12 protein-coding genes and 1 pseudogene are annotated in these 12,945 nt (G+C 42.9%); 5 read left to right on the top strand and 8 right to left on the bottom strand.

From position 1 onward, the window contains the following. Position 1: 1 nt before the first annotated feature. The 3 genes from OO184_RS09565 to OO184_RS09555 are packed head-to-tail and all read right to left on the bottom strand — an operon-like array spanning position 2 to position 2,345. Entirely contained in the window at positions 2 to 256 is a 255-nt protein-coding gene (locus tag OO184_RS09565) for a 2Fe-2S iron-sulfur cluster-binding protein (protein WP_265378979.1), read from the bottom strand. Continuing rightward, positions 253 to 1,380: an NAD(P)/FAD-dependent oxidoreductase gene (locus OO184_RS09560; RefSeq protein ID WP_265378978.1), complete on the bottom strand. Its 1,128-nt coding sequence runs from the start codon at positions 1,378 to 1,380 to the stop codon at positions 253 to 255. The genes OO184_RS09565 and OO184_RS09560 overlap by 4 nt, the downstream gene beginning before the upstream one ends. After that, the gene (locus tag OO184_RS09555; protein WP_265378977.1) at positions 1,377 to 2,345 is read right to left on the bottom strand and encodes a 4-hydroxyproline epimerase; all 969 of its coding nucleotides are present in this window, start codon (positions 2,343 to 2,345) and stop codon (positions 1,377 to 1,379) included. Before OO184_RS09555 ends, OO184_RS09560 begins: the two co-directional genes overlap by 4 nt. 390 nt (positions 2,346 to 2,735) lie before the next feature. Between OO184_RS09555 and OO184_RS09550 the strand changes: the two genes are divergently transcribed. The 4 genes from OO184_RS09550 (at position 2,736) to OO184_RS09535 (ending at position 8,026) form a co-directional block, all read left to right on the top strand. Continuing rightward, a complete protein-coding gene (locus OO184_RS09550) occupies positions 2,736 to 3,572 on the top strand; it encodes an AraC family transcriptional regulator (RefSeq protein ID WP_265378976.1) in 837 nt (278 codons plus the stop codon). Positions 3,573 to 3,817: 245 nt separating this feature from the next. Beyond that, positions 3,818 to 4,738, top strand: coding sequence for a dihydrodipicolinate synthase family protein (locus tag OO184_RS09545; RefSeq protein WP_265378975.1), 921 nt, complete (start codon positions 3,818 to 3,820; stop codon positions 4,736 to 4,738). Positions 4,739 to 4,779: 41 nt separating this feature from the next. Beyond that, complete coding sequence (locus tag OO184_RS09540) at positions 4,780 to 6,363, top strand: aldehyde dehydrogenase (NADP(+)) (RefSeq protein WP_265378974.1); 1,584 nt, start codon at positions 4,780 to 4,782, stop codon at positions 6,361 to 6,363. A gap of 61 nt (positions 6,364 to 6,424) precedes the next feature. After that, entirely contained in the window at positions 6,425 to 8,026 is a 1,602-nt protein-coding gene (locus tag OO184_RS09535) for an APC family permease (RefSeq protein ID WP_265378973.1), read from the top strand. A gap of 152 nt (positions 8,027 to 8,178) precedes the next feature. Here the strand turns inward: OO184_RS09535 and OO184_RS09530 are convergent, their stop codons facing one another. From OO184_RS09530 to OO184_RS25450, 3 genes are all read right to left on the bottom strand, one after another. After that, positions 8,179 to 9,297, bottom strand: coding sequence for a nitrilase-related carbon-nitrogen hydrolase (locus OO184_RS09530; RefSeq protein WP_265378972.1), 1,119 nt, complete (start codon positions 9,295 to 9,297; stop codon positions 8,179 to 8,181). Between the two features lie 256 nt (positions 9,298 to 9,553). After that, positions 9,554 to 10,135: a beta-class carbonic anhydrase gene (locus OO184_RS09525; protein ID WP_265378971.1), complete on the bottom strand. Its 582-nt coding sequence runs from the start codon at positions 10,133 to 10,135 to the stop codon at positions 9,554 to 9,556. A 306-nt stretch (positions 10,136 to 10,441) separates the two neighbouring features. Beyond that, the gene (locus OO184_RS25450) at positions 10,442 to 10,771 is read right to left on the bottom strand and encodes a hypothetical protein (protein ID WP_265378970.1); all 330 of its coding nucleotides are present in this window, start codon (positions 10,769 to 10,771) and stop codon (positions 10,442 to 10,444) included. Positions 10,772 to 10,855: 84 nt separating this feature from the next. Here OO184_RS25450 and OO184_RS09515 point away from each other — a divergent pair, with 84 nt between their 5' ends. Then, positions 10,856 to 11,098, top strand: a complete 243-nt coding sequence (locus tag OO184_RS09515; protein ID WP_265378969.1) for a type II toxin-antitoxin system ParD family antitoxin — start codon at positions 10,856 to 10,858, stop codon at positions 11,096 to 11,098. 489 nt (positions 11,099 to 11,587) lie between these two features. Here the strand turns inward: OO184_RS09515 and OO184_RS09510 are convergent. Continuing rightward, positions 11,588 to 12,109, bottom strand: a pseudogene (locus OO184_RS09510) (RNA-dependent RNA polymerase family protein); the annotation flags it as partial. Positions 12,110 to 12,127: 18 nt separating this feature from the next. After that, positions 12,128 to 12,802 carry a hypothetical protein gene (locus tag OO184_RS09505; RefSeq protein WP_265378968.1) on the bottom strand — a complete coding sequence of 225 codons (675 nt, stop codon included), beginning with the start codon at positions 12,800 to 12,802 and terminating at the stop codon, positions 12,128 to 12,130. Between the last annotated feature and the right edge of the window lie 143 nt (positions 12,803 to 12,945).

Raw genomic sequence — 12,945 nt, 5'->3', positions numbered from 1 at the left:
TTCAGATCCTCTCGACTTTCATACCCATTTCACACACTGTCTGGCACGCTATACGACGGCGACCATTAATCATCAAACGGCACTCTTGGCAGATACCCATCCCACAAAAAGGTACTCTCAATTGGTGTGATACAGATATACGGCAATGCTCATCACTGGTGTAAGCTAGCGCTGCCGCAACAGTAATCCCCGTAGGAACTGTGATCAGTTCGCCATCAATAAACAAAGCGATAAAGGGGGGTTTTTTGCGTGTCATGGCAACCTCTGACGAGCCATAGCAGTGAAACGTGCAGGTTGGTAAGGCAGTGGATCAATCTCCGTTTTTCTGTTCAGCATCAATGCAGAGATGATTTTGGCGCTGCCCGGTGCGGTCGTCACACCTAATCCTTCATGGCCGACAGCCAGCCATAGCCATTCATAATCAGGATGTTGCCCCAATAGCGGCAAGCCATCCGGCGTTGCAGCACGAAAGCCAGACCAACAGCGTAAAATATTCATCTGACCAAGCTGAGGTAAAAAATGAAGTGCGCGCTGGAGCATAGAACGGAGTAGGGAGAGATCAATCGTGTGTTTTTCGTTATGGAACTGGCGTGAAGATCCGATTAGAAGCTGACCTGTAGGGCGGGCCTGAACGTTAAAAGCGATTGATGTGTCATCTGAGGTATGTGTACTGGCGCTATATCCTAATTCCACCAATTGATGTGTGATGCAGGTAGGATAACGATCGGTAATCGCCAATTGCCCTTTTTTAGGGACAATCGGTAACTCAGGTAACAGATGTGTGCTCCACAACCCATTTGCCAGTAATATCCTCGGCGCACCATATTTCTTTCCATCACGTAGCACGACGGTCCGAGGCTCTAAGGCATGTACGTGCCCTTTAATAAACTGAATCTTTTCATTACAGTTAGCAAGAAACCAGTGTACGACATTTGGCGCATAGACAATCCCATCCCCGGGAACAGACAAACCACCAGCAATCCCATTTTTCACCATAGGTTCCATCTGATGAATTTGTGCCGCTGTCATTAGAGTATTCTCGATTTCGTAGGTGGCAAGACGTGCGCTTTTTTCCTCAGCCAGTTCCATTTCATCCTCGGCATCCGCCAGCCAAAGTGTGCCGCATCTGCGCCATGCACAATTTTCTGGCATATGTGAGGTGAAGGTTCGCCATATATCCAATGAGTAACTACTTAGTGCCAATTCAGCAGGATTATCGTCCATACACACTAGATGTCCCATTCCTGCTTGTGTTGCCCCTTTACCACCATCATCAATCACAACAACTCTCAAACCATCCTGTACCAACTGATAAGCACATGCGGCGCCAACGATGCCAGCGCCAACGATAATGACATCCGGTATTTGGAGGGAAGTCATACATTGATTCCCCAGACAAAAGGATCGTTCTTGGCAATGATTAGTTTATTATCACCGTAAACATGGGCGGTTCCCCGGATCACTGGGGCAATTTTCTGACCAACCCACTGATATTGGGCTTCAAAAATACTACCAATAATGCTCGATTGGCGCCAAATCTCACCCGGCTGCAATTTTCCATCCGCCGCCAGACAGGCTAACTTAGCACTTGTTCCAGTGCCACACGGTGAACGGTCATAGGTTTTCCCCGGACATAGCACAAAATTGCGGCTATCAGCATTGTTATCAGAGGCGAAATTGTTATCAGGAGCGAACAATTCAATATGGTCGATACATTCACCATTTTCGCCGGTGATTCCTGCTTGTTCTAATGCTTGCCTGATGGCCCAACAGTATTGCGTGAGTTCATTGATATGGTGGTGGGATAGAGGCAATTCGTGCTGACTGATGAGGAAAAACCAATTTCCTCCCCAGGCAATATCTCCATTAACATCACCCACATCAGGCACGTTCACGGTGACATTTTGCTGATAACGGTAAGAGGGGACATTATAAACAGACACTGTTCCATCATTATGGAGTACCGCCTCGACAATCCCAACAGGCGTCTCAATTTTATACTTTCTGGGGGGCAACCAGCCCAGATGATAGAGCGAAGCAATAAGGCCGATAGTGCCGTGGCCGCACATGCCTAAGTACCCAGCGTTATTAAAGAAGATTACTCCTATATCGGCATCAGGCGCAGTAGGCGGGCATAAAAGCGCGCCAACCAACACATCATTCCCTTTTGGTTCAAGAATGAGAGCCTTGCGCCAGTGATCAAATTCGGCTTCAAAGCGTTGACGTTGTTTGGCAACGGTTCCTTTGCCAAGAGATGGAAATCCCTCGATTACCGTGCGAGTAGGTTCTCCACCTGTGTGCGAATCAATGACGCGAATAATCTGATAATCATACTTATCTGCCATAAAGCCACCCAATTAATCTATTTTTAATAAATGGTGGCGTAATATTTCGCTTGTCGCTTGATGAATTTCATACTGCAATATGCTGAAATCAGCACAATGAAAGAGTCACTGAAATATCAGTGCGGCACTCCAATAAAATGAGAAATTATAAATAAATCTTATGGGCGTTATTTCTGTTTTTACCAGAAAAATTTGTAAATTAACCTATAAAATCAAATAGGTAAATAAGAGTAGTCGGAATGACTTTCTGTGACAATTATCACATGAAAACAAAATAGTTCTTTTGAATATTGCTAATACATCGAATCTGATATTTATCTTTTTAATCAAGGTAAATAACTAAACATGAGCCAAAAATCCTATTTTAATGGTAATAGACTGGAGATATCGATGATGAATATATCCCGGAACAATGAAAAAAATGGCATTGCCACAAATGGTCATGATGCTTGTAATGTTGAATTTTTATCGGCGCTTTGTAGTGGACTAGTTAATCACAAACCCAATAACCTGCAAGATATTCTCAATGCGGTTGCCTTAATTACACCATTGTTAAATGCGATTCCCAGCGTGGTTTTTTTTATCAAGGATATCAAAGCACGTTATCTAATTGCGAATCTTACGCTAGCTACACGTTGCGGATTTAAGTCGATCTCTTCGCTACTCGGTAAAACTTCTTCCGAGATCTTTCCTGCTCAGATGGGTCGTTGTTACACCGAACAGGATTTGCGTGTGTTACATCAGGGGGTAATTATTCAAAACCAACTGGAACTCCATTTTTATCATGGACGCAAAGCAGGCTGGTGCATGACATATAAATTGCCATTGTATAATCAACATAATCAAATTATTGGTATGGCAGGAATTTCTCATGATCTAATGGAAGTTAAGGAAAATCATCCTGTGTACCAAAAATTGGCTATCGTTGATGATTATATTCGTGAAAATTTTGATCGAACAATTCGTCTCGAAGAGCTCACTCATTTAACACATCTCTCGGTTGCTCAATTGGAACGTTACTGTAAACGCATCTTTCACCTGACGCCCCGGCAGATGATCCACAAAATCAGAATTGAAAAAGCTTCGGAATTATTGGCGACAGAATTACCTATTATAGATGTCGCTTTGCAATGTGGTTATACGGATCACAGTGCATTTACCCGGCAATTTAAGGCGTTAACTGGACTCACTCCCAGTGATTTTCGTCAGTCAATAGGGTTGGAGTAATTTGCCGTTCTCCTGATACTTCCGTTCATGAGGAATTATCGAGTTCTATCAAAGTCTCTCAGCTTTAAGTTTGCCGTTCCTATTATGCTAATTTCGTCATTGTTCACTGTGAAAAGTGACAAGCTTCTCTGTGGTGAAATAGCCATCATTCCATAAGAACCCAATAAGCCACATTTTATTAACAAAATAAAAACAATTTGCATTTTAAATATCAAGTAAATCAATGACGATCAAAGGATAGGGCTATGAACAAGAGAAAGGTTAGTTGGCATGGTGTTTTTCCAGCAGTGACGACACAATTTAACCCCGATTTTTCCATTAATTTGGACGCCACAAAGAAGGTCATGACGAACCTGATTAAAGATGGCGTTTCCGGTTTAGTCGTCAATGGTTCTGTGGGGGAAAATACATCTCTGTCTATGAAGGAGAAGCGTGCTGTCGTTGAACTCGCGGTAGATGTTGCTGGTGGAAAAGTCCCCGTTCTTTCGGGTATTGCAGAATTAACAACCGATAATGCGTGCAAAATGGTCTCTGAATGCCGCCAGGCAGGTGCTAATGGGGTGATGATCATGCCGCCGCTGGTTTATACGCCGACACCGAAAGAAAGCAGGGCGTATTTCCGTACCATTGCTGCCTCTACCGATTTACCCGTCATGCTATATAACAACCCCTTGCTGTATAAAAACGATATTACGCCGAAAATGCTGATCTCTTTGGCCGATTGCGAAAATATCGTTGCATTTAAAGATTCATCAGGCAATACCCGTCCTTTTAGTGATATTCCCAACGAAGCAGGAGATCGCTTCATTCTTTTTGCCGGTTTGGATGACGTCGTTTTAGAGTCAGTCGCAGTGGGCGCAGAAGGTTGGATTTCAGGCATGTCGAATGCCTTTCCACGGGAAGGAGAGACTTTATTCCGTCTGGCTAAACAGAAACGTTATGAAGAAGCTCGGGAATTATATCGCTGGTTTATGCCTCTGTTGCATTTGGATTTCCGTCCTGATTTGGTGCAATGCATCAAACTATGTGAAGAAATGGTTGGTCGCGGCAGTGCCATTACCCGTCCGCCGCGTTTACCGCTCGAAGGGGAAACATTGGTTGAAGTGCGCGCTATCGTAGAAAAAGCGCTTGCTAATCGTCCTTCACTGCCTGATGTCGGCCTCTGAATTGGGTTGTAACCGTTTTTGATACCCTTGGAGGAATCGTTATGTTGGCAACACATTCAGGTATGCAGTTTATTGGTGGTCACAGGCAAGCAGAGGGAGAGCGTTGTTTGCACAGCCGGCGGGCGGTGGATAACTCACCAATAGGTTATGCGTTTTATCAGGCTACACGACATGAGGTCAATCTCGCTGCCCAAGCAGCAGCCGATGCATTTACACGTTATAGCCAAACATCGTTAGAAGAACGTGCCGTTTTTTTAGATAAAATTGCCGATGAAATTGATGCCCTCGGTGATGATTTTATTGCCCTTGTATCAGCAGAAACAGCTCTGCCTCCAGTCCGACTTCAAGGGGAACGGTCGAGAACGAGCGGACAAATGAGGTTGTTTGCTACGTTGTTACGCCGTGGTGATATTCATGCTGCCCGCATTGATACTGCGCAACCTGAGAGAAAACCACTTCCCAGAGTTGATATTCGCCAATGTCATATTCCTCTAGGTCCTATTGCGGTTTTTGGCGCCAGTAATTTTCCTTTGGCTTTTTCAACCGCTGGTGGTGACACGGCATCAGCATTAGCAGCGGGTTGCTCCGTTGTTTTCAAAGCACATAGCGGCCATATGGCTACCGCTGAGGTCATCGCAGAAGCCATTGAACGCGCTGTTATCGCCGCACAAATGCCCGCAGGTGTATTCAATATGATTTATGGCAATAGCGTGGGGGCAGATCTCGTCAAACACCCAGTTATTCAAGCCGTTGGTTTTACTGGTTCACTCGCTGGTGGACGTGCACTGTTCGATATGGCTATGCAGCGCTCGCAACCTATTCCGGTTTTTGCTGAAATGTCGAGTATCAACCCGGTCATTGTGCTGCCAAATGCTTTAGCGCAGCGGGGAAAACAGATCGCCCAAGAATTGGCAAATTCATTCACATTAGGTAGCGGTCAGTTTTGTACCAAACCAGGGATAATCTTAGGGATTGGTTCACCAGAATTTGATCAATTTATTACCCAATTAACGCAGGAAATCACGCTTCGTCCGGCACAATCAATGCTAAACCAAGGCACATTACTCAATTATCAAAAAGGTATTCATCAACTGGATGATGAACCTTTAATGACACGGTTAGCCATTGGCGAACATCATGAAAATCAGGCAAGTGCGATGCTGTATCGCGCAGATATTGCTTTGTTGTTGAGTAAAAATGCTTTGTTACAAGAGGAGGTTTTTGGCCCTGTTGCGATTGTGATTGAAGTCGAAAGCCAAGATCAGCTTTTACGCGCAATTGACTGTTTGCAGGGGCAGCTTACCGCCTCCTTGATTGGTGAACACGATGAGTTAGCGAATGCACACGAGCTTAGCCAACGATTACAGAACATAGCGGGCAGGGTGATTGTCAACGGCTACCCGACAGGTGTTGAAGTCTGTGATGCCGTAGTTCATGGCGGGCCTTATCCTGCGACTTCGGATGCAAGAGGGACTTCAGTTGGCACACTGGCCATCTGGCGTTTTCTGCGTCCGGTCTGTTTCCAAAACTATCCAAAATCCTTACTTCCGCCCGCACTGCAAGACCATAATCCATTAAATATTTCTCGATTAATCAATGGGGTGATGAGCAAAGAAGTATTGTAAAACACACAGTTACCCGACTTTGGCGTATATCAAATCATAAAACAGAAAAGGGCGAATAATTATGGCGCTATACGAAGCCTCTTCACTGCCAAAATCCGATTCAGGGCAGGGTAAATTTAAGAAGCAATTAACACTCATGGATTTAACCTTTATCGGATTAGGGGCTATTTTTGGCTCTGGCTGGTTATTTGCGGCCAGTCATGTGTCTGTGATTGCAGGACCAGCAGGGATTTTTTCTTGGGTGATTGGCGGTATCGCTGTGCTCTTACTCGGCATTGTTTATTGCGAACTGGGTGCGGCATTGCCGAAATCAGGCGGCATTATCCGTTACCCGGTGTTTTCTCATGGTGAACTCATGGGGTATTTAATGGGTTCTATCACCTTAATTGCGTTTTCCAGTTTGATAGCCATCGAAGTCGTCGCTGCTCGACAATATGCGGCGGCGTGGTTCCCTTTTCTCAGCCTGCCGGGTTCTGGTAATCCAACTCTGGCAGGTTGGCTGGTTCAATTCATTTTATTAGCGTTTTTCTTTTATCTTAATTACAACAGCGTGAAAACCTTTGCGAAATCCAACAATGTTATTAGTATTTTCAAGTTTATCGTTCCGCTGCTCGTCATTATTATTCTGTTTAATTATTTCAATCCGAGTAATCTGCAAGTTCATGGATTTTCTCCTTTTGGGATATCGGGTGTTGAAGCTGCGGTTTCAACGGGCGGCATTATCTTTGCTTACCTTGGCCTGACGCCCATTATTTCTGTCGCGGGTGAAGTAGAAAAACCCCAAAAAACAATTCCTATTGCCCTCATTCTGTCTATTTCACTGTCTACGGTCATTTATGTTTTATTGCAGTTAGCTTTTCTTGGCGGGATACCCTCTGATCGACTCTTTGGTGGTTGGAATAATATTGGGCAATATTTTTCACTGCCATTTCGTGATATAGCCTTAATCCTTGGTGTGGGATGGCTCGCTTTTTTGGTGGTGTGTGATGCGGTGATCTCTCCAAGTGGTACTGGGAATATTTATATGAATGCCACTCCCCGTGTCGTCTATGGTTGGGCAAAAAGTGGAACGTTATTTAATGTGTTTACCCATATTGATGAGAAATCAGGAATACCACGACCTGCGCTTTGGTTGACGTTTATTCTTGCTATTTTTTGGACATTACCTTTTCCTTCATGGGAAAAACTTATCAGTGTTGTTTCTGCGGCGTTAATTCTGAGCTACGCATTAGCGCCAGTAACCGCTTCTGCCTTACGTCGTAATGCCAAAGAGATAAAACGCCCTTTTTATGTTAAAGGGTTTGCGATCATTGGCCCGCTCTCTTTTATTATTTCCGCCTTCATTGTTTACTGGTCTGGTTGGAAAACCGTTTCCTGGCTGCTTGGATTACAGATTATCTTATTTTTCATCTATTTGTTGTTCAAAAATAAAGTCCCTATAGGCAGAGTGAGCTTGCGCCAACAGATAACTTCTGCTTTATGGTTGATCGGTTTCTACAGCGCCATGATTATTATGTCCTATTTAGGCACATTTGGCGGTAAAGGCATTATTCCTGCACCTTGGGATATTGTTGCAGTGGCAGTGATCTCTTTAATTGCCTTTTATTGGGGGACCTTTAGCGCTTTACCCAATGCTATTTTACCAACGGAGGATGAAGATTAATGTTAATGGAATTTGAGTCTGGTAAGTGAAAACGCAGGGAAGGGGGTTAATGTTTAAGTCTGGTTTTGAACTCTTCCAAAATGATATTAAAGCTCACTGAATCGCTGAAAACAGTGAGCGGATTTGTTGTATTTTTTTGGCTTTTGTCAGCCTTATTGGATTTTGGTGTAATCAGGTGTGCTTAGTGTTTCAACCGCCTCTTTCGGTTCGTGAGGACCTGGATAATGCTCTCTCAGGAGACTGAGAGTATTGTAGGATATCGGGTCGCTTTTCCAGGTCGTACTTCTGAATCCGGAGCGATCGATTTTAGCAATGGCGAAATTGCTGTTGGTATTATCAGCTTGGGCAACGATGAAGCCGTTGTTGTCGAAAATGGCAGCTCTTCCGATAGAAGGCATAACAGTCCATGCGTTCGCGTTCGATGCGTAAGAGGCGGTGTTAACCATATGCAACCAGTATTGCTCCGGCCAAGGCTTGTCGTTAGCCGTTAAATTGTAGGGCCATGCAGCGATATGGATGTTTTCATGCTGAGCCATCATATTGTAGGTCATGAAAACTTTGAAATGTTCACCACAAGAAAGCTGGCCAATTCTACCTAATGGGGTATTAACGACTTTCAAGTTGTCAGCCATAGGTGCATCCGAGAAGAAGTTTCGTTCCCCGCGTGAAGGATTGATTTTACTTCTTTTGTCAATCACAGCGCCATCTGGGCCGACGAGCACCTGAGTCATGTACAGATTTTTGGTCTTGGTGTTTTTCTCCGAGATCCCCATAGACAAATAGACATGGTTATCAGACGCAATTTTCAGGAGCTCTTTCCATTCTTTGCTACCTATTTCGATGGAGTTATCAATGTATTTTGAAAAAGGTTTAGGAGGCATCCCCATTGCGTATTGCGGGTCTCCATTGATAAACCCAGGGAGCCAAAGTTCAGGGAATGCAACAAGTACGGCACCCTGAGCTTTGGCTTCTTTCACAAGTCGGTCCGCTTTTTTTAAGCTAGCTTCCACATCAAAGCGTACAGGGGCTGCATTGATCGCAGCAACCTTAATTTGACTGGTGTCTGTGAGGAGATCATTTTTGATGGTTTCAGCAGCAAATGATGGATTTATGCTGATGGATAACAGAACGACCAGTGAAGCTTTGAAAAGTCGTGACGAGCGCGTAGGGGAGGGTTTATTTATGTGGGATAATGTTTCAGGATTAGCGGTAAAATTGGGCGTAGTAATAGCGCCTATTTTTAATGGATTAAACAGATGGGGAAATCTCATAAATTCTCCTTATTATTTTATTCGAAGGAGAAGGGTAATTGACAAAAATGTCACACTCAATAGTTCTAACGTGGTACTTAAACTTTTTAAATCCGTAATATTTTGTTTTAATTGAATTTAATTTTAATTTGGGAGCATGGGTACCTTAATATGGGAGCGATATTCCCCAAATTCTTTAATATAAAGCTATTTCGTGATCCAAGGCGCGGAAACTCATTGAAGCATGGACATCCTTGTCCATATTGATGCCGAAAAATCAAGCGCCTTCTGCAATGCTTGTTGCTTCAGGAACCTCAATTAATTTTCCTGACTTCACATCATATATGTACCCATATATGGAGATATTTGCGGGGACAAGGGGGTGGGTACGAATACGATGAATATCTTCAACTACACTATTAACTTGATTATCAATGGTAAGCCATTTGATATATTTTCCCTCAGATGATCCAGTACCGTTGCCGACATCTTTAAATCCTTCATCGGTCATTACCGCACTTTCTAGGCTACTTTCCAGTAAATCGCCCATGATATTGTCTGTAAACAGCTCCATTCCACAATGAGTATGGTGAATGACAAACCACTCCTTTGTTCCAAAAAGTTTATAAGAAATGATAAGTGAACGAATAGCATCATCGCTGGCCCTTCCGCCGGCGTTACGAATAATATGAGCGTCACCTTCAGATAAACCTGCAAATTTTGCCGGATCTAACCTGGCATCCATACAAGTCAATATGGCAATTCGTCTGACAGCAGGTAAACCAAGGTTTTTTTTATCACCAAAAGTTTCTGCATATGCAATATTAGCGTCACTTATTTCTCTGATAACACTGCTCATCCTTCCTCCCTTCATATTTTCTGGTTTATTTTAATAAAGCAAAACTAGGCTATTCATTTAGATAAATGAATATGAGGCTGAAAATACAGATATATAAATAAAATTTATGAAAATATATACTCGCATCCTTTGTACTGGTCAAGTAAATCCTAAGTGTTTCAACAAACATTGTGATGTAATGACGTTTTTGGAGTTTCAGTGGTGAGAAGAAGTTGGTTCGAAACATTCCCTATAATTAGTAGTCAGCAGTATTCTTGTGCGACTCACTTCTAATATTAGGCTGTTTCTTTAGGATATGATAGGGTATTATCCTATTATAATTGTATTTCCCCAGATGATAGTCCAACCATTATCAGTTTTATGAACTTTATAACCACAAGTGCGAATGTATTGTATCCCGTGTTTTTGTGCGTTTAATGGACAATTTTGTGGAAATATATAATCTAGTTTTCCTTCACCATTTTTTGCTGTCTGGCGTATACGAGAAAATATTTCATGGACATGGGGTAAAGCTAATTTAGTTAGTTGAGTGCGCTTTATAGTTTCTATTGCTTGCATTGTATCTCTTACAGCTTTACCTGCATGGTAATAATTATCAAAATATTCATCTGCAAGATCTAACTTTTTTGTTTTCATAATATTTCTCATTTTTTGGTAGGTGATGAGCGTAATATCATCCTGATGCTATTATTACTCAGTAATACAGAAAGAGGTGAATTTATGGCACGAGTAACCAGTGTTACCCTTGGTGAACACTTTAATGGATTCGTTAGTGATATGATTCAATCTGGCCGTTATGGCAATACGTCCGAAGTTATCCGTGACGCTTTACTCTTGATGGAAGTTCGTGAACAGCGTATTCAAAATGTCCGTGAAATGGTACTTGCGGGTCTGAATTCCCCGGTCAGCAAAAACAGTATGGATGATATCTTTGCTAGGGCAGCAAAGGACTCAAATGTATAAGTTTTCCGAGTTGGCCGATGAAGATATATTTCAGATTGCTCGTTATACAATACGGTGAAGTTCTTTTTCCGACATAGTCACCAACATTTGAATGTCCTTAATTGCAGCAAAAGGATTTTAACCTTTATGCCGCAAAAAGTGACATTACTAACTATATTGGTGTAATAACCAAAGTTCGCCTAATGTATATATGGAATTCATTATCTTCATGTCCACATTGTGAATACCTACTAACCAAAATTACTAATAGTAAGAACGCAACCACAAAATTAGATTTAATTGACACATGACTTGTCATTTTCAGAAGACCACTGCACATTTTGTCAGAACTCGGCTGCACTCAATTGTTGGAGTTGTGAGGAAAATAGCTGAACCAATTTTGGGAGGGATGAGTAGATCTGCCCGGTCACCCAAGCAGACCACTCCTCAGAACCGGACGTGCGGAACTACCGCATCCGGCTCCCGACAGATCCGTGTCCCCACACATATTCAGCAGGAAATGAACATTGAATGCGTTTTCCAACGAAATGGATAACCCAGCACCTTCAGGATCAGATTCAGCTTTTTCCACGTCAGTCGGCGACGCCCACCTTTACGGTTGAACCATCTGTAGAGTATTCGCGTACTTTGGTAGATAAACTGCCCGACTCGTCTCAGGTTATCAGAGATACCGTGATAATTTATCCAGCCTCTGATTACTCTGATGACGATAGTCAGAACAAGCCTTTTGTCAGGTGTATTCAGGTTCTTCCAGAGAAAGTCCCTGAGTCCCTTCAATTTGGCCGCGAAACGGTCTTTGCGACTGGTTAATTTCAGTCGCCATAAACCTTTTCGCTATTTTCTCCAATAGCAGGTAAACCCCAGAAAGTTAAACGTTGGCAGGCGCCTGCCCAACCCAATCCGTATTTATTCAGTCGTTTAGGCAAATACCTTATAGAAGCGTTCTGCCTCACTCATGAACTCAAAGGTAAACACCATATCATCCGCATATCTCACCATCTCCGCCCGACCGTGATGAGGTTAGCTTATTCATCGAAGTGATCTTTTGGATTCATTTATATCATTACCCATGCTTATTATATTTTCAGGCGTCCAAAACCCAGGTGCGTAATACCAACTTATTTTGTTATCGTTTATTACGGTGTAGGCTCCCAAATAGACAAGCAAATCTTTTACAGTGGTAGCACAATTCTGAGACAAGGCCCATCGGGTTTCATTGCTCTGGAAGTCAGCCCACCATTTTTTTATTTTTTGGCTCAATACGTTAAAGTCACTAGAGTATATAATGAATGATTTAGGATTTTTCCCACCTTCTGCCTCCTTATCTTTTGCATATGTTCTGTTTCTGTCAGGAGGACTTGCTAGCCCTCTGTTAGCTGATGCAATGCCGCCAGTTGGCCACCAACTAATATAAGTGTTTTGAGGATCTCTGATAGAGTCAGAGTGGTCGAAAAGTACAAAGGCCGCATGACCAACAGCAATAACACTATTAAATTGCCAGCGCCAAACTATAACCGCACCGACTTGCACTTTGCCGGCAGCGGCATAGCGCTCTATATAAGCTTCTGATGAGTTATCTTGATCGTTGATAAATTTTTGGATAAAGAATCTATTCTCGGAACGAGACTGTCCATAGAAATACTGTATTCCGCCTACGTTTATGGTTCCCAGTGTTTCATTTTTATCTTTCCAACTAGTCTCCATTTCCTGCGTTATGACGTGAGTACCGTATGAAAAAGACCAACAGATAGCAGTACCAGATGAAAGATCCTGCTCCAGTACGTATTTTGGGTGCCGTTGATGTTACATGCAAACTGTGATGATGATTGGGGAAAAATATTTTCGGC

Source organism: Photorhabdus aballayi (genome assembly GCF_026153155.1).
Lineage (GTDB): Bacteria > Pseudomonadota > Gammaproteobacteria > Enterobacterales > Enterobacteriaceae > Photorhabdus > Photorhabdus luminescens.
This window is presented reverse-complemented; position numbering and strand designations above follow the sequence as displayed.